The sequence below is a fragment of the Mycobacterium riyadhense genome (assembly GCF_963853645.1).
Lineage (GTDB): Bacteria > Actinomycetota > Actinomycetes > Mycobacteriales > Mycobacteriaceae > Mycobacterium > Mycobacterium riyadhense.
In genome coordinates this window covers 265,077-285,739 of the sequence record NZ_OY970457.1, presented here as the reverse complement: position 1 = coordinate 285,739, position 20,663 = coordinate 265,077, and the positions used below count along the sequence as shown (strand labels likewise).

16 protein-coding genes and 1 pseudogene are annotated in these 20,663 nt (G+C 64.9%); 8 read left to right on the top strand and 9 right to left on the bottom strand.

Annotated elements, in window-relative coordinates; genetic code table 11:
* Window positions 1-84: 84 nt before the first annotated feature.
* Window positions 85-399, bottom strand: coding sequence for a hypothetical protein (locus tag AADZ78_RS28190; RefSeq protein ID WP_085253174.1), 315 nt, complete (start codon window positions 397-399; stop codon window positions 85-87).
* A gap of 881 nt (window positions 400-1,280) precedes the next feature.
* Between AADZ78_RS28190 and AADZ78_RS28185 the strand changes: the two genes are divergently transcribed.
* Together AADZ78_RS28185 and AADZ78_RS28180 are read left to right on the top strand one after the other, a co-directional pair.
* Window positions 1,281-2,306 (top strand): helix-turn-helix domain-containing protein, encoded by a 1,026-nt coding sequence (locus AADZ78_RS28185; protein WP_341343657.1) that lies wholly within the window; start codon window positions 1,281-1,283, stop codon window positions 2,304-2,306.
* A gap of 176 nt (window positions 2,307-2,482) precedes the next feature.
* A complete protein-coding gene (locus AADZ78_RS28180; protein ID WP_239655436.1) occupies window positions 2,483-2,980 on the top strand; it encodes a hypothetical protein in 498 nt (165 codons plus the stop codon).
* A gap of 6 nt (window positions 2,981-2,986) precedes the next feature.
* Here AADZ78_RS28180 and AADZ78_RS28175 read toward each other — a convergent pair whose 3' ends face one another.
* The 4 genes from AADZ78_RS28175 to AADZ78_RS28160 form a co-directional block, all read right to left on the bottom strand.
* Window positions 2,987-3,349, bottom strand: coding sequence for a hypothetical protein (locus AADZ78_RS28175; protein WP_085253171.1), 363 nt, complete (start codon window positions 3,347-3,349; stop codon window positions 2,987-2,989).
* Window positions 3,342-4,139 (bottom strand): ParA family protein, encoded by a 798-nt coding sequence (locus AADZ78_RS28170; protein ID WP_085253196.1) that lies wholly within the window; start codon window positions 4,137-4,139, stop codon window positions 3,342-3,344. Before AADZ78_RS28170 ends, AADZ78_RS28175 begins: the two co-directional genes overlap by 8 nt.
* A 1,728-nt stretch (window positions 4,140-5,867) precedes the next feature.
* Complete coding sequence (locus AADZ78_RS28165; RefSeq protein ID WP_239655435.1) at window positions 5,868-6,011, bottom strand: hypothetical protein; 144 nt, start codon at window positions 6,009-6,011, stop codon at window positions 5,868-5,870.
* Between the two features lie 457 nt (window positions 6,012-6,468).
* Window positions 6,469-6,612 (bottom strand): hypothetical protein, encoded by a 144-nt coding sequence (locus AADZ78_RS28160; RefSeq protein ID WP_239655434.1) that lies wholly within the window; start codon window positions 6,610-6,612, stop codon window positions 6,469-6,471.
* Window positions 6,613-7,079: 467 nt separating this feature from the next.
* On the opposite strand from AADZ78_RS28160, the gene AADZ78_RS28155 reads away from it, so the two are divergent.
* The gene (locus AADZ78_RS28155) at window positions 7,080-7,793 is read left to right on the top strand and encodes a ParA family protein (RefSeq protein WP_085253170.1); all 714 of its coding nucleotides are present in this window, start codon (window positions 7,080-7,082) and stop codon (window positions 7,791-7,793) included.
* Window positions 7,793-8,635, top strand: coding sequence for a ParB/RepB/Spo0J family partition protein (locus tag AADZ78_RS28150; protein ID WP_085253169.1), 843 nt, complete (start codon window positions 7,793-7,795; stop codon window positions 8,633-8,635). The genes AADZ78_RS28155 and AADZ78_RS28150 overlap by 1 nt, the downstream gene beginning before the upstream one ends.
* A gap of 139 nt (window positions 8,636-8,774) precedes the next feature.
* Here the strand turns inward: AADZ78_RS28150 and AADZ78_RS28145 are convergent, their stop codons facing one another.
* Complete coding sequence (locus AADZ78_RS28145; protein ID WP_085253168.1) at window positions 8,775-9,215, bottom strand: hypothetical protein; 441 nt, start codon at window positions 9,213-9,215, stop codon at window positions 8,775-8,777.
* Between the two features lie 188 nt (window positions 9,216-9,403).
* Between AADZ78_RS28145 and AADZ78_RS28140 the strand changes: the two genes are divergently transcribed.
* From AADZ78_RS28140 to AADZ78_RS28125, 4 genes are all read left to right on the top strand, one after another.
* The gene (locus AADZ78_RS28140; protein WP_169726419.1) at window positions 9,404-9,565 is read left to right on the top strand and encodes a hypothetical protein; all 162 of its coding nucleotides are present in this window, start codon (window positions 9,404-9,406) and stop codon (window positions 9,563-9,565) included.
* A gap of 397 nt (window positions 9,566-9,962) precedes the next feature.
* Window positions 9,963-10,829: a helix-turn-helix transcriptional regulator gene (locus AADZ78_RS28135; protein WP_341343656.1), complete on the top strand. Its 867-nt coding sequence runs from the start codon at window positions 9,963-9,965 to the stop codon at window positions 10,827-10,829.
* 83 nt (window positions 10,830-10,912) lie between these two features.
* Complete coding sequence (locus AADZ78_RS28130) at window positions 10,913-11,515, top strand: hypothetical protein (protein ID WP_239656889.1); 603 nt, start codon at window positions 10,913-10,915, stop codon at window positions 11,513-11,515.
* A gap of 236 nt (window positions 11,516-11,751) precedes the next feature.
* Entirely contained in the window at window positions 11,752-17,106 is a 5,355-nt protein-coding gene (locus AADZ78_RS28125; RefSeq protein ID WP_139829063.1) for a helicase-related protein, read from the top strand.
* Between the two features lie 454 nt (window positions 17,107-17,560).
* Here AADZ78_RS28125 and AADZ78_RS28120 read toward each other — a convergent pair whose 3' ends face one another.
* The 3 genes and pseudogenes from AADZ78_RS28120 to AADZ78_RS28110 all read right to left on the bottom strand — a co-directional run bounded on the left by AADZ78_RS28120 (window position 17,561) and on the right by AADZ78_RS28110 (window position 20,113).
* Window positions 17,561-17,863, bottom strand: a complete 303-nt coding sequence (locus AADZ78_RS28120) for a hypothetical protein (protein ID WP_139829062.1) — start codon at window positions 17,861-17,863, stop codon at window positions 17,561-17,563.
* A 35-nt stretch (window positions 17,864-17,898) separates the two neighbouring features.
* Entirely contained in the window at window positions 17,899-18,741 is an 843-nt protein-coding gene (istB, locus tag AADZ78_RS28115; RefSeq protein WP_085253164.1) for an IS21-like element helper ATPase IstB, read from the bottom strand.
* A pseudogene (locus AADZ78_RS28110) lies at window positions 18,738-20,113 on the bottom strand (IS21/IS408/IS1162 family transposase). Before AADZ78_RS28110 ends, istB begins: the two are co-directional and overlap by 4 nt.
* Window positions 20,114-20,663: the final 550 nt, after the last annotated feature.

The window sequence follows — 20,663 nt, the reverse complement described above, 5'->3', positions numbered from 1 at the left end:
GCCGGGCAGGCATTAACAAACTGAGGCTGGATAAGGCCCCGGACGGCGATGGCTTGAGCCATCATAACCCCCATGATCAGACAACTACACGTCTAACACGTGGTTAATACGTGTTGCCTGTTCGTCGTCGGTGCTGGTCAAGATGCGGCGCGTCCCTTCCAGACGCTCCGCATGCCCACGGGCACGGTCGGCCACTCGCTGATAGGCGGCGTGTCGTGCGTGGTATTCATCGCCTTTAGCCTGCACAAAGTTTCCGTAGACGTCTCCCAGCGCGGTGCTGAGCTGGTCGAGCGGAACGTGACGATGACTGCCGTGCTGCTCAAGTTGGTCGGCGTAACCGCGCCACTCAGCCGCAGTTGCGGCCGCAGCTTCGGTGTCTAGTGAAATCGGCTCGGGCATGTCCCCGCCACCACCCTTGCATTATTCTAGTTCACTCATTGCATGGTCTGCCTGTTTAGTGTGCCCGATTCCTCGGCGCGGTGCAAGAGCAGATTTCGCGGGCATATTGACTTGATGCACTACGGAGCATGGAGATCTTCATGCGCGCGAAGGCACGGCAGACTGGGCACCACACCGACACCCCGAACACCACCGACCCCGCCGGGCAGCCGCCGGCGGGGGGCATTTCATGCACGGAATCCTCACCGTCAACGCCGCCATCCTGCTCATCCTGAGTGCAGGTCAACAGTTCAGCCCTGCTGTGGCCAGCCTGCTTACCGGGTGTGGCTGCGCGGAAAACCGCGCGGCGTGCCGGGGCACCGCACGTGCGACACGGCCGTGGCCGCCGTGACAGTTGTGTCGGATGTTGCGGCGTGTCACCGCGGCATTCGTGTCGCGGTACGGCATCCTCTCCACAGGCGGATATCCGCCTGTGGAGTACCTGGCGGATATCCGCCGTCGGTAGGCAGTTGCAGGACCTAATGAAAGGACCACACCCGGGCCCGCCCCGTCTGACCCACATCTCACACAGCGCGCGATAGCGCCGTAAACGGCGAAACCCCCGGCCCGAAGGCCGAGGGCGCGGTTCGAGCTGCAACTCGAACCGAATGGGTGCTCTCGCGAAAATCCCCACCTCGAAGGGAATCGTCATGAAAGACGCATTCCACGGTAGCGCATACCCTGCGCACGGTCTAGTTGCCATTCCCCGTGGATCCACCGACACGCTCGTTCATCCCTATCGCGGTAGCAGCCGATTAACCCGGCGCCGCGGGACCGCCCGAACCGCGCCGGTCTGGATCCAGCGCGCCGCCGCCGGCTGCCTCGACCGCCTCCCGCGGATCGTGCTGGACGTCGACGCCCCCTGGGCCGCCATTCCCTGCTGGAGTGGTCGGGCCCAGCACTGGACGCAGTCGACCGTGCCCCAGGCGTACCTGCTGCGCTATGACACCCATGTCCGGCCGGTAATGCCGAACAACCCCGTCAGCCTGAAGTCCGTTGTGGCGGTGGCCGCGGCGCGCGCCTCGTTCGCCGATTACCGCACCGGACGCGACTGCAGGCCAACCAACGACCGGCTCGCCGAGATCACGGGCCTGTCGGTGCGCACGGTACAGCGCGCCTCCACCGCGCTGCGGCTGCTAGGTGTGGCGACCGAGGTGATGCGCGGCCGGCAGCGTACGAAGGCCGAGCGATTCGCAAGCTGGCGGGTTGGGGATAAAGGCCGGGGATGGGCGTCGGTGTGGGCTCTGCACGATTGCCGAATTCGCCCGCTGTCACCCCATCCCGGAGGGTCTCAGTTAAGCCCCCAAACCTCACTTAAATCAATCCTCACTACCGAAACCCGGCGACAAGCCGCCGGTAGCAGCGCCGCTACGCGGCGCTCAGGCCCCGACAAGCGCGCCCTAGCCCTGGCAAACAAATGGATCCGCAACGAGCAAAGCCCGCCGTGGGCGAGGCGCTATCGGACCGGCACACCATGGGCGCCGCTATTGACCGGGCCGGCCCGACACGACTGGACACCTCGCGATATCAATACGCTGATCGGTGAGTGGGTGAGTACCGGGCATTGGCTGCCCGAAGATCCGCACAAGCCGATCGGGCTGTTGGGAGCGATGCTCGCCGCGCACGGCGACCTTAACAACCGCCCCTCGGCATATGAAGTGGCGCGCGAAGCCGAAGAGCTCGCGCAGGCACGTGCCCGTGTCACCGCGCAGCTCGCCGCACGTGAAGCCAACCGCGCTGCGCGCGAAGCCGGCCGCGCCGCGCTGTCGGGCCCCGGGCGCCAAGCGGCTCGAAAAGCGCTGCAAGACATTGCAGAACGCGCGCGGTGCCGACGGCACCAGAACCCCGATACGGAGGGCTGGCGATGACCGACGCCGCTGCCCCATCGCCATGCAGGACGTTGCCATGCCAACAAGATCCGCAGCGTTGGCTCGAGCGAGGCCACCGCCGCGATGCACTCGCGGGGTGCCTCACGTGTACGGCGCGGCCGTGGTGCGCGCAGGAGGCGCTGACATGCCGCGCGTCCTGGGGGATGTGGGCCGGCGTGTGGATCGACGGACGCCACAGCGCCGCCGTGCCCTACCTGCAAGCCATCGCCGCCAACGATGCCGCACCGATCGATCGGGCGCTCGCGGCCATCACCCCCGGCCGGCCTCGCCTGGCGCCCGCACCGCTGCGCCGGCCATCGGCGCCCGTCCCGCCACGGATGCTGGCCGCCGCGGTGCTCGCCCGCAGCTGCGGAAACTGTGAGGTTCTCGCCCAGGGCTGCCGCTACACGTTCGACCGGGTGGTGTGCCGGTGTGGCAGCGAAGCGGCGCGCGAAAACCGCTGTCCTGCAGACCTGTTCGCCGCCTGCGCGGTATGCGCTGAGATGGTGGAAGGCTTGGACCCGCAACTGGCAACCCGACTAGGCTACGTGGTCGACACCGGGCGCGATCCGGCATCCGTGCCGTTTCACTGGCGGGGATCTCGATGGGTACTGCTTGAGCGCGACGGGTGGCTAACCGAGATGCGCCAGGACGCGCCGAGCGGAGCGACTTAACCGCGGTTAAGTCTGGGCGGCTTGGCGGCGCCGGCGCCGGACTAGCGCCTCGTCGACGAGGGCCGACGCGAAATCCTGTGCGCTCAGCAGCACGTCGTCGCGCTTGGCCTCCAGCCACGCCTGGCGCAGCCGCTGTGCGGTTGCCGGGCGCAGCCGCACGGTGCGCGGCGCCCCAGCAGCAGCAGCGGTGACGGGGCGCTGCGGGGTGGGAAGCGTGCTTACCGACGCCGGGACCTGTTGCGTCACTGTGACGGTGGGCGGCGCCGAAGCCTCCTCGACCGGCTCGGCGCTTTCGGGTGCCCGCCGGGTCTGGGCGCCCGCGGTCGAGAGCATGCCGCGAACCACGGCGGCGGTGTCTTTTTTAGGCATGATGCTTCCCTCGATTCCGTCGGCCCTCATCGACGAGGGTCATGACTTCAACGGTGAAACTCGCATACGCCTTTGCGAGATCCGGATCGGCCTCGGGGTCGCCCAACACGACCCCATCGCTGACCATCCGCTCGGCGGCGGTTCGCTTCGGGATGATCGTGTCGAAGATCGGCAGGCCGTCATTGCGCAGCGCGTGCAGGGTGTCGCGACTGATCAGTGTCTGCGACTCGTACTTGGTCAGCAGCACTCCCAGAAAGGTGGCCGACAGCACCCGATGCGCTCGCAAGGTGGACGACCATTCCAGGAACATGTTGACTCCGCGCCTCCCCCACTTGCTGGCGTCGGTCGGCACGATGAACCAATCGGCGGCGTTGAGGGCGGTGATCACCAGTTGACCCAGGTTCGGCGACAGGTCGAGCACGACTGCCTCGTAATGCTGGTAGACCGGCGCTAGCGCCATGGCGAGCTGCTCCTCGCGCCGGTGCATAGTGACGAGTTCCTGGTCCAGCTTGGCGACGGCGAGCGTGGAGGGCACCAGGTCCAGGTTGTCCAGCCGGGTCTTGCGGATCACCTTGCTGATCGGGACATCCGGAGCGGCGATCAGGTCGTAGATGTCGAACTCGACGTCGTCATCTGGATCGAACATCGACGTCGAGTTGCCCTGCGGGTCGCAGTCGGTCAACAGGGTGCGCCACCCGGCCTGCGCCAGGCCGGCGGCCAGGTTCACCGCGGTGAACGACTTGCCCACCCCACCCTTGTGATTGGCGACCGCGATCACTTCTGCTTTCACGTCAATCACTCCTTTAACTTCGGTCACATCAATTAGAGCAGGGTGATCCGGGCGTTTCGGTGACGCGGCGACGGTGTGTTGAGGTGATGTGATCGCTGCGTGACGCTGCGATCGGGGCGACGAAGCCACGGCCTGATCACGCGACCGGGCGATCAGGCGATCCGAAAACGGTGCGATTGCATCGCGGCGTCACGTCGTCTGCAGGTGACAAGGCCACCCGGTGACACCGCAACGACAACACCGCGTGTCGCTGTGACTCCGTGACGCAACGATCCGATCACCGCGTCATGCCGGCGATCGTGTGATGCGATCACCGGCAGGCGGCGTGATGACGCAACCGGGTGATTTGGCGACCCAGTGATGTGGTCGCGGTGTTTGCCGAGTGATGTGGTGATCGGATCGTCCGATGACCTGGCAACGGTGACACGAAGTCACCCGGTGATCAGGGCAACGGTGTGACTGTATTGCGGTGTCACGTCGTCTGCAGGTGATAGGGCCACCCGGTGACCCGGCAACGGCATCGCCCAGTGTCGGTGTGACGCCCGTGACGCAACGATCCGATCACCACGTTATGCCGTCCGATCCCGTGATGCGATCAACCCCTACGACGACCCCTATTGGATCACCCGGTGATCACGTCATCCGGTTGCGTCGTCATGCGGTGCTGGTGGAGTACGGCCATGGTCACCGTCACTCCACACGTCCGTCGTCGGGACGGGTGATCCTCTCGCTTGACTCGGCGCGGTCAGCCAACCGTATCGCCCCCGATACCAAGCTGATGGCGGAGGTGAGCACGCCGGGCGCGGCCATCGCGTGCGCGGTGGCGTCAGCAGCCTCCAGGTATGCAGAACCCCGGACTGCAGCATCTTCGAGAGTCTGGTGGCCTTCCCCCGTCCCTTGCCCAGAAAGAACTGGTCAGCGATCCCGGGGGGCGGAACACGGCCCGGGGTGTGGCACAGACAGCGCAGATACCCGTTGCAAGGGCGGTCACGCATCGCTGCTGCGACACCCCGCGGCACGGGTGGCACCTCAGTCGTGCCCGACGAGGTGCACCCGTTGCGCGCCGCTTTCGTCGATCAGCGCGCGGACGTTCTCAATGAGTTCGGGTATGCGATAGCCCCTGGGGCGCGTCGGCCGTGCGCCCGGGGGTAGCCCCCGGTGGTTGGGGGCCCGACAGCGGTAACCCTTGCCGGGGGGATTCCAGCTCGTTGAGCTTCAGCAAGGCCATGCAACAGCACAACTACGGCGCCGTCTGTCGGGCCGGCTTTGATGACGTTGAAGACAAGTCAGAACGAAGCCGCCTACGCGACCTCCGAGGCGTACGCGTTTTCAACAGATGGGCCGATGCCCGCCGACGCCGCGCACGCTGCTGGACCGTGTCCGGCTGTCGCGGTCATCGGGGGGAGACCCGACAGCTGCGCCCCAAAAGGTCAGCCAAAAGCGCAACGCTTGCGCAGCGTCGCGACGCCCTGGCTGGGCTGATTGTTTGCCACTTAACCGCGGTTAAGTCTTCACCGCCGGATCTCGGTCCGAAATCCCCGGTAATGCGGCAACAGCTTCCTACGACGTGACGCAGTGGCATTTGCTAAACGATTCGCAAGAACAAGAACCCGTCGAGTCGCCGTCCATGCGAGGCTTTCCCAGGCCCCATGTCGCCCGCATCGGCCCGGCCCGCGCGGTGGCGTCGGCTCCGGTCGTCTGACGATGCGGCTGTGCAGCGTAGGGGCCTTAGAGCCCAGCTCGGGCGAATTGGCTGAGTACATCATCGGTGCGGCGCAGTAGGGTGTGCACCGCATACGTGCGCGAGCTGTCCGAGCCGAGCATCGCCGGTGCCGTGCACAGCTCCGCGGACGCCAGAGCCACGATCACCATCGTGGCAGGGTGATGTCGTCGTCACGTCCATCGATGTCCAGCTCGTCGGCCCATTCCCGCTGCTCGACGTCAAAACGGGCGGCCTGGTCAACCAGACCCAGTGATGACCGCACGCAATTCGTCGCGGCGAGCGGCCAAGCCAGGCCTGTTCGACGGGAAACCGCCGGCAGCGCTCGCGGTCGGTGCGCCGCGCCGCAGGGGCGATACTCTCGTCGCTGGGCCGGTCATAGCGCAGCAACGCCTTCCAGCCGGCTGATTCGGTCGAGGAACCCTTGTTAGCCGACACCGACCTGGGTGCCGAGCCGGGATAGAAAAGGCCGCGGTCGCGGCAGGCTTCCAGGAGTGCAGTTCGCGGCGCCGATCCTCCCACCACAGCCAGTCGTTCAAGGTCAGCGCGTAGTACACATCGGGCCCGAGAAACCCACCGCGGAATGTCGGGTCTGCTATGTCTGCTCAGCTAGTCGAGCACGTCACGAGGATCCGACTTCGGTGAGTCGGGCAATTTCTCGGGGTGGCGGTCATCGACTTTGGTGCTTTGGCGCGCGATCGTGACGATGGCCAGCCGCAGCTCGCACCGTTGCACTTTGGGTCGGGTGGCCACCCTGTCAGTACTTCACTGACGGATAGGCGCGGCTCGGTTCGGCACGTAGGGCATTGCGTTGGTTCACAAGCCGATTGAGGGCGACCCGGGATGCCGCGACGTGGGCGTTGCGGGGAGAAGATCCGGAGCGCGGGTCAGCCGATTTCGTGTGCAGCACAACGCCGTTCGATCTCGTCGCGTCCCGGCATTCTTCGTGGTGTGAGGCGTGGCCCGTCGCCGCCGAGTTGTTAGCCACTTAACCGCGGTTAAGTCGTCAACGATGAATACTATGTCTCATAGCAGGACTTTCACCACGCCAACCCGTCCGCTGCACCGGATTGACCGGTTTGCCCAGGCCCGCTTTCCGGTAGGAACGCGGACGGGCCTGCGCGTGTCGAAGGCGACAGTTCGCGGGCGCCACCGTAGACTGCGGCTGTCGCATCCGAAGTACCCCGCGCGGCGGGGGAAGCATACGGAAAGGCCCGCTGATGCCTGTCCACGTAGTTCTCAATCAGAAGGGCGGCGTCGGTAAAAGCACGATCGCGGTCAATTTGGCCGCCGTGACCGCCGATGTCCTCAACCACGATGACGATCCGGAGGCGAGCTCACCTGTCGCCGCGGTCTCCGTCGACCCGCAGGGATCGGCGATCTGGTGGGCCGCGCGCATCAACGATCTGCCTTTCCACATCGTGCAGGCCCACGACGATCTCGACGGCCTCAAGTGCCTGGGCGAGCTGCCCGGTATCGCACATGTCTACGTCGACACCCCGGGATGGATCGACCTGGAGGCCGGCAACGACACCGCCGACCCGCTGGGCCGCGGGCCGGCCGCCGACGCTCTGCGGGTGGTGCTCGACATCGCCGACAGCGTTATCGTTCCGATCGAAACCGAGCCGCTTAGCTTCGACCCAACTGCGCGCACCATAAATAGAGTGCTCGCACCACGAGGGGTCCCGTACGTGGTGGTCATCAACAATTGGGATCCGCGCGACGGCACTCATGACCTCAACGAGACGAAGGAATTCGTGAAGGCCAACGGATGGCCGCTGGCCCACACGGTGATTCGCCACTACAAGCTGCACGCCCGGGCCAGCGCGGACGGACAGGTGGTGACCGAGTACCCGGTCAATCGTGTTGCGCTGCAGGCACGCGAGGATTTCTACAAATTCGCCCTGGAGCTCAATGTGGGAGGTGTGCGCTGATGGCCCGCGGACAGCGAACGAACCTGGCCAGCCTGGCCAACTCGACTGGCGACAACTCGCCCGTCGACCAGATCATCGGCACGCCCAGCCGCACCGCGCCGCTGACGGATCTAACTCCCAATCCGCGCAATCCGCGCGAGGATCTCGGCGATCTGTCCAACCTCGAATCGATTGCCGACATACAGCTGCAGCCGGCCGTCGTGGTCACCAAGAGCGCCTATCTCAAGCTGTATCCACACGATTCGATCACCACCCGCTTCGTCGTCATCAACGGGTGCCGCCGCCTGGCCGCGGCCCACAAGTACGGGCGCACCAACCTGGCCATCGTCGTCAACGATGAGATCGCCCGCGACCGAGTAACGCTGAAGGTGGCCTCGATCGCCGAAAACGTCGACCGCCAAGGCTTCGACGTCATCGAAGAGGCCAAGGCCGTAGAGGCTCTGGTGACCGAATGCGGCAGTGCGGTCGAGGCGGCCAACCGGCTGCACAAGACCCAAGCCTGGGTCTCGCAACGGCGGGCGCTGCTGGCACTGGCCCCGCAGCTGCAAACCGCTTTGCGCCGAGGCGAACTCGCGATCCGTGACGCCCGCTCCCTGGCCCGCGTGCCGCTTGAGCAGCAAGTCGTGCGTTGGCAGGTCGCCCAAGACAAAAAGAAGGACGACGCCCAGCGCAACAGCACGCCCGACAAACGCTCGCCCAGGCCCTCTCGGATCATCGCCAGCGCACTGCACGAATTCCATGCCAACCCGCAGCTACTCGCCGACGCGCTGCGCACCCACCTGGGTCCAGACGGCGTGAGAACACTGCTGGCGGTGCTGGCCGACGAACGCGCGCGGCTGTAGACCGCCAGCCACATCGTCACGTGACGATTCGACGCTCTAGGGAGATTTTCAATGGTCGGTCGAATACCCAGGCGTCGCAATCACATTCGGCCACGAAATAGTTCGGAGGGGTATCGCCGCACAAACGTGGCTGCCCGCGCTACAGCTGATCGGCCAGCGCGCCCAAATTGCCGGGTGTCATGAACTGCGCCAGCGCGTCGAGGTAATTACGTGCGACGGCGCGGTACTTGTCGGCGGCCTCGTTCGTGGAGCGATCGGCGTCGAGCAGATCCTGCTGTGCGGCGATGAGCAACCGGTTCGCTTCGGTCAGCGAAACGATCTGTGCGCGAAGGTCATCGACGTCGGCACCCGGTGGTGGGAGAGGGGCGGCGCCGGGCAACGGCGGCAGCTCGTCGGCGTAGACATACCAGCGCAGGCGCTCGGGGCGAGGCATGGCGCCGCCACGCATTTCGCCGGCCGTGATGGCGCGGATGATGGTGCGAGGGTCCTTGCCAAGCCGCTTGGCCGCTTCCGATAACGACACGACCGCAGCGCCCGGTGTGGTTTCCACGCCCGGCGGCGGCTGCTTGGGTTGTGTCATCGTCGGTTACTCCGGCCGCGAGGGTCGCACTGCTCCCGGTAGGGCAATATGCTGCTAATTAGAAACATGATAACGACATGGCGACACTGTATGTGGGCCGATGCGCTTATTTAACGGCATCAATGTCGTAAACTAACGACATCGCGACGAGGTGAGGTCGACGCTCGCCCGAGGTGCCGGAGGAAAACGTGAGCAACAGCGAGCAGCGAAAGCTGACGGGCAAGGTCCTGGTGCGCTTCACCGAAGAGGACCTCGAAGCGCTGCAGCAAGAAGCCAGCCGACAGGGCGTAAGCCTGCCGGCGCTGATGCGCGACCTCAGCCTGCGCACCCTGGTGTCCCAGGTGTCCTGATCCGCCGCGCGCAGACAACACAGCCGGTTCGGGACAAATGACGCAGACGTGCGCACCATTGGCTCGCGTGTTATTCGTCTCACGAACAACTGCAGCCTTCAACACGATCAAGACTAGAGCTCTCGCAAAGACTCGGGGCGCCGCACTGCGCATGCGGTATGGCTGGCCAAGATTTCGCAGGAAATCGTGGGACTGCGGGTGCTGAGCTTCACCCGCACCGGCTGCCCATACTCGTAAACACCTTTTTGTTGTCGCGGTGCCGTTGTTGTTCTAGGAGTGCGATGTTGGCGCATGTAAGATTTATTGAACAACCCGGGGATGACAGGGGCAGCGCGGGAGGCAGATCATCACGGCCGAGCAATCAGACGAGGATGCCGCGATCATGCGGGCACGGTGCTTGCTTCGCGAAGGTCAGGACGTGAAAAGCGTGGTGGCCCAGACTGGTCTATCGCAGCCCCATGTTGAATCGATAGCGCAAGCTGAGCGCAAGGCCGACGTGCAGCGCCTCGGCAAATACATGAATACCCGGCTTCGTGAACTCGGGTTGAGTCAGCTTGAAGCTAGCAAGCTCGGCTTTGTGTCGCGGTCCACTTTGAACTCTCTGGGCAAAGATTCACGGGTGCCGGGCCGCAATACCCTTGAGCGCCTCGATGAGCTGTTGTCGTGGGAGCTCGGATCGTCCTGGGCGGTCATGTACGGCTCGGAACCGACCGCACGTGAGGAGGAAAACGCGGGTCCTTGCGGTAAACGACCGGTGATTGACCGCGGGGCAGAAGACGATTACACCAACCTGGCGCACTGGATTGACAAACGGCTGCGCGAGCTCAGTATGAGTAAATCGCGGTTCGCGGCAATCGGCGGTCCCGGCCGCACCACGCTGGCCACTTTGGGCACACGGGGCTACCGGCCCACGCCAGAAACACTCGATCGCATCGACACCCACCTCATGTGGGAGCCAGGCTCGGCGATGGCGGCGCTCAAAGGCGGCGTCCCGATCAACCGAGGGCCGATATTTACCGCGCACCCCGGCCTGGTGCCATTGAGCGCGATCAAAGATCGATTGAAGGTGCTCAAGGCGCGGGCACAACGTCAGCAGGCCGCTAACGAGCAGATGGTGCGTGACATCGACGACGCAATGCTGCACGTCAACTTGCTGGCCGACGATTTAGGTGACCCACGGCGGCGTTTCGCCGCCCAACTGGGGTCATCGGGCACGGGCACGGCCAGCGACGCCGATGCCGCAGATCAAGAGGACACCTCATGACCAGCGGTATAGGGAGAATGTTATGGCGCGCCCGGACGAGCAGCAGCCGGATTTGTTTAGCTTCGAGGAGACCAACGACACCCGTGACCCAGTGGATGCGCCAGGCCGTCGACGACGTGTATCGCCAGCTGCCTTTGCCCGAGGACTGGAGCCCGGAGCACAAGGAGCGATACCTGCAAACACTGACCAGTGGACTGGACCGGATAGCAGCCGAGCTGGCCGACACGCTGGCGGCCGCGGCGATCACGGAGTGGAGCACACGACACGGACAGCATCCGGACTATCTGACGACGGTCCGGCTGCGGGAGACCGCGCTGCAGAACGCCCGCGAGACGATCGTGCGACAGGAACTCTACGATCTGATACCCCAGGACGACAGCGAGCAGACGGTGGAATTCGATCCACCGCTGCAGCGACCGGTTCCGGCGAGTCAAGTCCCGTGGGATCAGCGGTGGAAAGACGCCCGGTATCGCAGCGACCCGGGGGAGCGGATCGAGGCATTGGCCGAGATGGTGTGGCCGGCCCCGGCGTTTTCGGTGATGTTCCGGATCAAGGCGGCCTACCTTCTGATCGCCCGCGTCGAGGACCAGTTGCCGATACCCGACGGCCCCCAGCATCCCCTGGCCGCCCAACTAGCCTCGATGGTCTACGAGGATCTTCGCGCAGACGGCTACCCCGAGAAGTAGAACCCACACCGCAGCTCTCGCTGTTCGACAACTTCGACCAACCCACCGACCCGCGCATCATCGACCCCGGCGGCAGCCCGCTGCCCCCGGTAGCCAGCCTTTCGGCTCCCGTTACCCACACCGCGCCCGCTTCGGCGCCAACGCCCCACCCAGCGGTTGAGCCACCAGCACCGCCAGGCTTTCCTGCCAGCGCTGACCCAGTCGCGGAAGTCCCACCACCGTCACCGGCCCCGGCTATGCTCGTTGAACCCGCTGAGCCGACCAACTTCGTGCCTGGCACCGCGGTGCGGGTCCCGTCCGGGGCCAAGGCGCGGGTGCGAGCCAACCTGGCCGCCCTCGACGTGGTGCAACGGCTGCGCGCCCAAGCAAGGCCCGCCACGGCCGCTGAGCAAGAAATCCTGGTCTGCTGGTCGGGCTGGGGAGCGGTGCCCGAGGTATTCGACCGCCGCAACGACACCTATGCCAGCGAACGGGAGTACCTGCAGACCACGCTGGATCCTGATACCTACGCCGCCGCCGAAGCCAGCGTGCTCAACGCCCACTACACCGATCCCGCCATCGCCGAAGTCATGTGGCAAGCGGTGCAACAGGCCGGATTTCGCGGCGGACGAGTCCTCGAACCTGGCTGCGGGTCCGGCACATTCATCGGACTGGCTCCACCGGATGCCGTCATGGTCGGTGTGGACAACGACCCCCTGACCGCGGCCATCGCCGCCGCGCTGTACCCCAAAGCGCAGATCCGCGCTGAAGGCTTCGAGACCACCCGAGTCCCGGCCAATTCTTTCGCCGCGGTGGTGGGCAACGTGCCGTTCGGGAACTTCGCCGTCTATGACCCCGCCCACAACCCCAAACGTTTCTCCATCCACAACCACTTCATCCTCAAATCGCTTGATCTCACCGCACCCGGCGGCTACGTCACCGTGCTGACCAGCCGCTACACCCTCGACAGCATCGACCCCCGGGCCCGGCGCGCCATGGCCGAACGCGCCGATCTGATCGGTGCCGTGCGCCTGCCCTCCACCGCATTCAAACGCGTCGCCGGCACCGAAGTGATCACCGACATCCTGGTGCTGCGCCGCAAAGACACCGACCAGGCCACCGGCATCGATCTCAGCGGCTGGATCAACACTGAAAGCCTGTCCCGCCAGGACATCGACCACCTCGTTGACACCGACTTGTTCGATTCCGCGCCCATCGACGACGTGATCAGCGTCAACGAATACTTCAGCGACCACCCCGAAAACGTGTTAGGCCGATTCGCCTTAGGCCAGGGCATTCACGGATCAGCCACCCTCAAAGTCGTCGACGACACCACACACACGCCCGCCAACCTCGCACGCGCTATCCACGCGCGCCTATCCGAGATCATCACTACAGCCCAGCAACGCGGGCTGGGCCTGACCGCCACCCCGGAATCCCTCATCGACGTCGAGGAGAGCTTCTTTGACCCCGGTCTGCTCACTGCTGCCGACCGCGCCGAGCAGATTCCCCTGGACACGCTGCGCTATCACCCGCCGACCAGCAGCATCCAGCGCTGGACCGGGCATAACTGGGTCGAGCAGCGCACACCGAAAAGACAGATCAGCGAAACCCGCTCGCTGATCGACCTACGCGACGCCGCAACCGCGGTGATCGCCTCCCAACGCGATGCCCAGCCCCTTGACGTCCGCGAACAACTGCGCGCACACCTCAACCGGATCTATGACACCTATGTGTCCAAACACGGCCCTGTCAACCGATTCACATGGATCCACCCCGCCCCGCCGACGCAGGAAAGCCACGACAAAAGAGTCGCCCAGCTCGAGGAACGCTGGCGCAAACAGCAAGGTGTCGACGGGCAGGCATACCGCGGAGCGGTACCGCAGCGGCTGGCCCAAAAATGGGACGAGGACGCGTGGCTGCCACGCAGCTCCTACAAACGCCGCCCGCACCTCGACGGCGGTATGAAAAACGACCCCGGCTGGGCCATCGTTGCCTCACTGGAAATCTTCGACGAACAGACCGCAGAAGCCACCAAGGCAGCGATCTTCTCCGTCGACCTGCTCACCGCCCGCGCCGTCCCAACGACGGCGGCCACCATCGACGAAGCCCTGGCGATGAGCCTCGATCAACGCCACGGCATCGACATCGACTACATCGCCACCCTTTTGGGCATCAGCGCCGACGCCGCCCGCCAACAACTACACGGCAGAGTCTATCCCTGCCTGCACGATGCCGACGAACTCGTGCTCGCAGTGACCGCGCTGTCGGGCAACGTCCGCGACAAACTGGCCACCGCCATCCTGGCCGCCGAAACCAACCCCGTCTACGAGGAATACGTCGCCGCGCTTCGCGAGGTGATGCCGGCCGATAAGGAAGCCTCCCAAATCAAAGCCCGCCCAGGCGCCCCCTGGATCGACCCAACCTACCTCGCCCAGTTCGCACGTGAAACCTTCGGGGCTAACACCGTGGTCGCTGACCACATCAGCGGCATCTGGAGCGTGGAATGCCCCAACCACGAACGCGGCACCGTAGCCATGACCGAAACGTGGGGTACCGAGCACAAAGATGCGATCGACATCCTCGACGCGGTCTGCAACTCCAAACCCGTCCTGGTCAACCGTCCCGCCGAGGAGATCGCCCGAACTGGCGGCCCCACAGTGGATTTCGAGGCCACCTTCGCCGCGCAAGCCAAAGCCGCCAAGATCACCGAAGCATTCCAGAATTGGATATTCGCCGACGACACCCGCCGCGAGGCCTTGGTTACCGAATTCAATCGGCGATTCAACAGTCTGGTAGCCCCCAAGCATCGCGGTGACTATCTGACCCTGCCTGGCCTGTCCGACAAATTCGAACCCCACCCCTACCAACGCGACGCCGTCGCGCGGATCATCGCCGAGCCGACCGTGCTGCTCGACCATGTCGTCGGTGCCGGCAAGACAGGTTCAATGCTGATGGGCGCCAACGAATTACGGCGCCTGGGGCTGTGCACGCAACCGTGGATCGTGGTTCCCAACCACATCATTGAACAGATCGGACGCGAAGCCAAACAATGGTATCCCGCGGCGCGGATCCTTGTGGGTGCGGCCGGCACCGATCCCGACGGGCGGCGGCGCTTTGTCGCCCAATCCGCGGCCAGCGACTGGGATATGGTGATCGTGCCGCAAAGCCTGTTCATCGCCATCGGCGTCAGCGCAGACACCCAAACCCGCTACATACAAGGGCGACTCGCCGAACTAGCCGCCCAGCAGGACCGCGCCGTCACCCAGGTCAGCAAGAAACGCGTCGAGCAACACAAGAAGAAACTCGACACCCGCCTCAAAGAGATGACCGAACAAGCAGGCAAAGACACCGGGCTGCGGTTCGAACAAACCGGCTGCGACTACCTGTTCATCGACGAGGCGCACATGTTCAAAAACAAAGGCCGCCTGAGCAACATCGAAGAACTGTCCTGTCCCAACGCCGCCCAACGCGCCGAGGATCTAGCCATGAAACTCGACGTGTTACGCCAACGACGCCACGACGAAGGCATCGCCGCCGGACTAGCAGGCCACCAAATCATCGAACGGGTCGCAACATTTGCCACCGGAACACCCGTGGCCAACTCCCTGGGCGAGCTGTGGGTGATGCAGAACTACCTACGCCCCGACCTACTGGCAGCCGCCGGCGTGGCCGACATCAACGACTGGGGCGCCACCTTCACCGCCACCGTCAACACCGTCGAAGTCAACCCCACCGGCACCGCCCTGCGCCCCGTCACCCGCGTCGGCAAATTCTGCAACCTTCCTGAGCTACTAGCCATCTCATCGGTATTCACCGACGTCGTCACCCGCGACCAAGTCCCTGTCGAACTTCCCCAACTGGCCGCAGGCCGACGCCGCGTCATCACCATCACCCCCAGCCAAGAGGTCAAAGACTTCATCACCGACCTGGCCTGGCGACTCGATCACCTCGACCCGCGCCGACCCGACATCGACAACCAACTCAAAATCGCCAACGACGGCCGCAACGTATCCCTTGACCCACGACTGGCCCACCTCGAGGCACCCGCAGTCGCACGACCCACCGCCGTCGCTGACGACATCATGCGAATCCACAACGCCAACGCCCACAACGTCTACCGAGATCCCGACACCGGACACGAAATGCCCCGACGTGGCGCATTCCAGCTCGTATTCTGCGACCGAGGGACACCCTCGAAAGACTCGAGCCAATTCAGCATCTACAGCGCCATCCGCGATGAACTCATCGCCCGCGGCATGCCCGCCCAAGCCATCCGGTTCATCCATGACGCCATCAAGCCCGCCGACAAACTCGCCCTGCAGCACCAATGCCGCACCGGAGAAGTTTCAGTGCTCATCGGATCGACAGAAAAAATGGGCACCGGATTCAACGTCCAAACCCGTCTACGAGCCCTGCACCACGTCGATGTGCCCTGGCGGCCAGCCGATCTCGAACAGCGCGAAGGACGCATCCTGCGCCAGGGAAACCAAAACCCGCTCATCGACATCGTGTCGTACGTCACCGAAGGCGCCTACGACACCGTGATGTGGCAAAAGGTCGAAGCCAAAGCACTTTTCATCGAACAAACCAAACGAAGCAACGCCAGCGTCGATGAAATCGAAGACCTCGGCGGCGACATCAGCGCAGCGGCCGCAGAAACCAAAGCCATCGCCACCGGTGACCCCCGCTACATCAAACAGGTCCAGCTCGACGACGACGTCAAACGCCTCACCGCCCTCGAGATCGCCCACCACGAGGCCGCATCCCGCCGTGACCGCCAACGCCGCGACACCGAACGAGAACACACGACCGTCACCGCCCAGCTACACACACTGAGCCCACTGATCGACGACATCGCCGCACGCGCACAGCGACCCGCACAAGTCAGCGTCGGCGAGCGCACCTACGCCGAACGCAAAGACGCCGCCGAACCATTCGCCGCCGCCTGCCGGCGTGCATTCCTGTCCCTCAAAAATGTCTCCAGTTTCCAGACCCGCCCCCTCGGTGCCACCATCAACGGCATATCCATCACCGCCCGACGCGACTACGTCCAAAACGAACTCCAACTCACCTTCGACGTCCCCTCCACCACAGTGCGCATAGAACAAACAGAGCTGCTCGCCACCGCACCCACCGTCAGCGGCGACACCGGCGCCGCCAAGGCACGAGGCCTGCTGCAGCGAATGGAAAACGCCTACAAAGACATACCCCACAACCACACCCGCCTACAGCGCCGCCACGACCGCCTCCAAGGCGACCTCGACGACTTCGACAACACCGCCCTCGGAGACTTCGAACACGCCGACGAACTCGCCGACAAACGCCATCAACTCCATGCACTGACCGCACAGCTACGCGCCGAAGCACAAAGCGAAACCGCCCGGCACGCCGCGGCCGCCGCCGAGCAACGCCTACGAAAAGTCGGCCGCCAGCCAGGCTGGACGCTGGACCTAAACCCCACCCCAGCCCTGATCGCAGAATCAGGCCTACCCGACGCCGACAGCTACCGCGCCGCCCACCGAATCCTCGAAAAACACCGCGCCGCCGAATACGACAACCAACACCGCGCCAACGACCAGGGCAACCAAGGCCCAGAATTGCAACGCTAACGCTAACCACAACCAAAGGTGAGGCCGGCGAAATAGCCTGCTGGCCGGGATGCCCACGCCATCAGGTCGCATCCGGGGATTAGTGCCAGATGCCTGAAGCCGAGTCGTGAGTTTGATCAAGTTCGCGAGTTACGTCGCTAGAAGGATCACCCCTTGATAGAACGGCGTGCTGCGGTGCCGGTGATGATCTCGGCGCCGAACGCGATTGCGTCTGCGGAGTTTTCCAATACCAGGCCGATGCCCCCCCGGCGCCTTGCAACGATTGGCGTATCGGGGACTCGCCAGGAGTACCTGGTCGGGATGCACCTGGGCTGAAGCGTTTACGACTTCGCCTGTTTCGATCTTCACTTCGCCGAGGGTGCGGCCGGGATTGACGACGTGGTCACCGTGGATGATGGCGCTCATCGGAAATCCCCAGGTGTGCTCATTGAAATTCCCCACCTGCGGGCCGTGGTTACTGTAGCGGTTTCCGGCGGTGGGCACGCAGGCTGTGGGCGGTGAAGCTGACCTGGTCGATGAGCAGGTTGGCGTTGTAGCCCGCCCAGTCGGGGGGTTGGGGCTGGTCGCGTCCGGTGGCGTGCAGGTAGTCGGCCAGGCCGGTCGGCGATGCCGTCGGTGCGGCGCCAGGAACCCGTCGAGGATGTCGAGCAGCTCGGCGATGTGGGCGAGCTGTGCGGTGTTGATCGGCACGGCCGCGTGGTCGGGGTTGGGTTGCTGGCCCGTTTCCCGGAATCGGTTGGGCGGGTTGGGTATTCATCAGATCATCCTCAGAGTGCGTTTGGGGTTTTGGCTTCATCGGCTGGTGGCTGTGGTTGCCCTGCGTAGGGTTTCGGCGGCGGCGTGGTGGTCGCGCAGCCGGTAGGACTCGCCGTCGAGGGTGAGCACCACGCAGCGGTGCAGCAACCGATCCAGCAGGGCGGCCGCAACGGTGGTGTCGCCCAGGATTTCTCCCCACGACCCTACTGGCCTATTGGTCGTCAACACGATCGAGGATTTCAAATACCGTTGTGAGACAACCTGAAACAACGCTGAGGCGGCCTCATTCGGCAGCGGCAGATAGCCGAGTTCGTCGATGGCCAACAGGGTCGGCCCGGCGAAGAAGCGCATGGTGGTGGCCCAGCGGCCCTCGATCGCGGCGCGGTGACAGCGCGCGGCCAAATCGGCGGCGGTGGTGAAGTAGGTGCGGTAGCCGGCGTGCACTGCGGCCCGGGCCAGCCCCACCGCCATATGCGTCTTGCCTGTCCCGGGCGGGCCGACCAGCAAAATGTTGGTGGCCGACTGCAGGTAGCGGCAGGTGGCGAGCTCGTCGATGAGCTTGCGGTCTACCCCGGCGGCGGCGTCGACGTCGAACCCGTCCAGGGTGGCCGGGGTGGGCAGGCTGGCAAAGCGCAGCCGCCCGGCCAGCCGGCGGGCCTCGGTGGCGTCGACCTCGATGGCCAGCAGCCGCTCCAACGCCACGGTCAGCGAGAGCTGCTCGGCGGCGGCCTCATCGAGCACGGCCGGCAGCGCTTCGGCGGCGGCGTGCAGTTTTAGCGCGGCCAAATGCCCCCGCAGGCGCTGGTAGCGGCTGGCGGCCTCGGCGCTGGCCGGCTGGGTCAACGACGTGGTCGTGGTGGTGTGCTCGGTGCTGCTCATTTCAGGGTGGTCCTCTTCTGTGCGGCCCGCTCATAGACGGACAGATCGATGATCGTGGAAGTGGTTGTGTTGGTGCATGATTCGATGACAGCGCCGCCGGTCTCTCCGACGGCGTCGATGCGTTTGCGGAGTTCGGCGGCGGCGGCGCGGGCCTCGGGTCCGGGTGGGATGCGCTCCTTGCGCCGGTGCGGGCGCCCGCTGTTGGCCGCGGCCATCGCCGCGGCATCCAGCGCGATGACATGCCCGGCGTCGCGCACGGTGGCGCCTAGCCCATCGGCGAGTCGCCGGTGCCGGCGATGACGATCCCGCTCGTGGTGGCGATGTCGATGAACTCCCCACCGATCGGGTGGCTGACCGTGACGGTTGCCATGGCCAGCTCCGGGGGCACCGAGTAGCGGTTGCCGCGGTAGCCCACCAGCGCCTGGCGCGACGCGGTGCGCTGTTCGGCCACGATCACCGGATACGGTGTGGCCGGCACCGGCGCCAGCGGCTCAGTCTCGGCGAGGGCCGCGACGGTGCATTTACCCTCAGGCGTGGCCCGCATCCGGGCATCAGCACGGGTCCTGCAGAACCGGTCGAGGTCGGCTTGGGCCTGCTCGGGTGTGACATCATCGGGCAAGGTGCGCCACCACCGTTGCGCCGCAGTGAGATTGGCTTTCTCCACCACACCCTTGCGGTTGCCGCGCCGCGGCGGGCATATGCTCACCGACACCGAATAGTGCTTGGTTACCCCGACGAAGGAGGCGATGACCCGGCCCGAACCCGGATCGCATACCGTGGCCATCCGGTCGAACCGCCAGGTCCGGGTCAACCCACCCACGGCCCGGACGACCCGGTCCAGGCCTTCCGCCAGATGCGGCTGATCGGTCGCTGGCTGCAGCCACCCGCGCCACTTGCTCGAATACGCCAGCGACCCGACCAGCAGATGCGCGGTCTTACCCCACCCCCACGAGGCCGGTGGATCTGGCAAATCCAGCCAGTCCCACTGGGTTTCGTCACCGGGCTCGTGCGGAATGATCGCATTGGGCCGCTCCGTCGCCGACCGACAGACCGCACAAACTGGCCGCAGGCCGCGGGCACGGATGTTGCGGGTCAGGCTCTGATACGACAGCGGAAACCCCAGCTCCTCCAGCTCGTCGCACAGGGTGCGCGCCCACAGATGCGGGTCCTCGCGCAGCCGCGCGGTCACATAGTCGATGAACGGTTCGAACGGATCCGGCGACGACCGCGCCCGCACTCCAGGCGTTCGCTTCCCGGACAAATAATCCCGGATGGTCTTGCGGTCCCGGCGGGTGTGACGGGCGATCGCCGAGATTGACCAACCACGTTTGCGCAGGGCATGTACTTCCACATCGTCCTCCCATGTGAGCATGAGAAAGCGGGCCTCCTTCGACTGGAGCTGTTGGCGTCAGACACCAGCAGCATCGAAGGGAGGCCCGCCTTCATCGGCGGAGCCACGCGGGTGGGGAATTTCGATGAGCGTCAGTGGGGAATTTCAGTGAGCGCGATCATGGACGCTGAGGACCACCATCGTCGGTTCGACGGATACCGCCGATGTTGACTCTGATGAGCTTCTCGGCCCGCAGGCCAGCCAACAGGGCGCCACCCGAAACGTCACAGTTACGAATCGACTTCGTTATTGAAACCCCCCGCTCGGGACTCGATGATTGAAGGCAGCAGTCGGCCACCAATCCACGACAGTGATTCGCAGCTGCCAGTACGTGATGCCCTCGACGCGGGTAGCTAAGCAGTTGCTCGGGAAACAAACCTTCATCGGGTTAAGGTCAGCCCTTCACGGGGCGATGGCCTCGACCAGCATCGTCGGCCCGAAGTGGCGGACACGTCCGGGTCTGAGCCCGGCCTCACGCATCAGAGCGTGCACCTGATGCGGCGAACGTTCCCGACCGCCCTCGCAGGTGGTA

Bases quoted from the DNA above. Each gene is read 5' to 3' on its own strand.
- AADZ78_RS28190 (WP_085253174.1), bottom strand. From the start codon at position 399: ATGCCCGAGCCGATTTCACTAGACACCGAAGCTGCGGCCGCAACTGCG.
- AADZ78_RS28175 (WP_085253171.1), bottom strand. From the start codon at position 3,349: ATGCCTAAAAAAGACACCGCCGCCGTGGTTCGCGGCATGCTCTCGACC.
- AADZ78_RS28165 (WP_239655435.1), bottom strand. From the start codon at position 6,011: ATGGTGATCGTGGCTCTGGCGTCCGCGGAGCTGTGCACGGCACCGGCG.
- AADZ78_RS28155 (WP_085253170.1), top strand. From the start codon at position 7,080: ATGCCTGTCCACGTAGTTCTCAATCAGAAGGGCGGCGTCGGTAAAAGC.
- AADZ78_RS28150 (WP_085253169.1), top strand. From the start codon at position 7,793: ATGGCCCGCGGACAGCGAACGAACCTGGCCAGCCTGGCCAACTCGACT.
- AADZ78_RS28145 (WP_085253168.1), bottom strand. From the start codon at position 9,215: ATGACACAACCCAAGCAGCCGCCGCCGGGCGTGGAAACCACACCGGGC.
- AADZ78_RS28125 (WP_139829063.1), top strand. From the start codon at position 11,752: ATGCTCGTTGAACCCGCTGAGCCGACCAACTTCGTGCCTGGCACCGCG.
- AADZ78_RS28120 (WP_139829062.1), bottom strand. From the start codon at position 17,863: ATGAATACCCAACCCGCCCAACCGATTCCGGGAAACGGGCCAGCAACC.
- istB (WP_085253164.1), bottom strand. From the start codon at position 18,741: ATGAGCAGCACCGAGCACACCACCACGACCACGTCGTTGACCCAGCCG.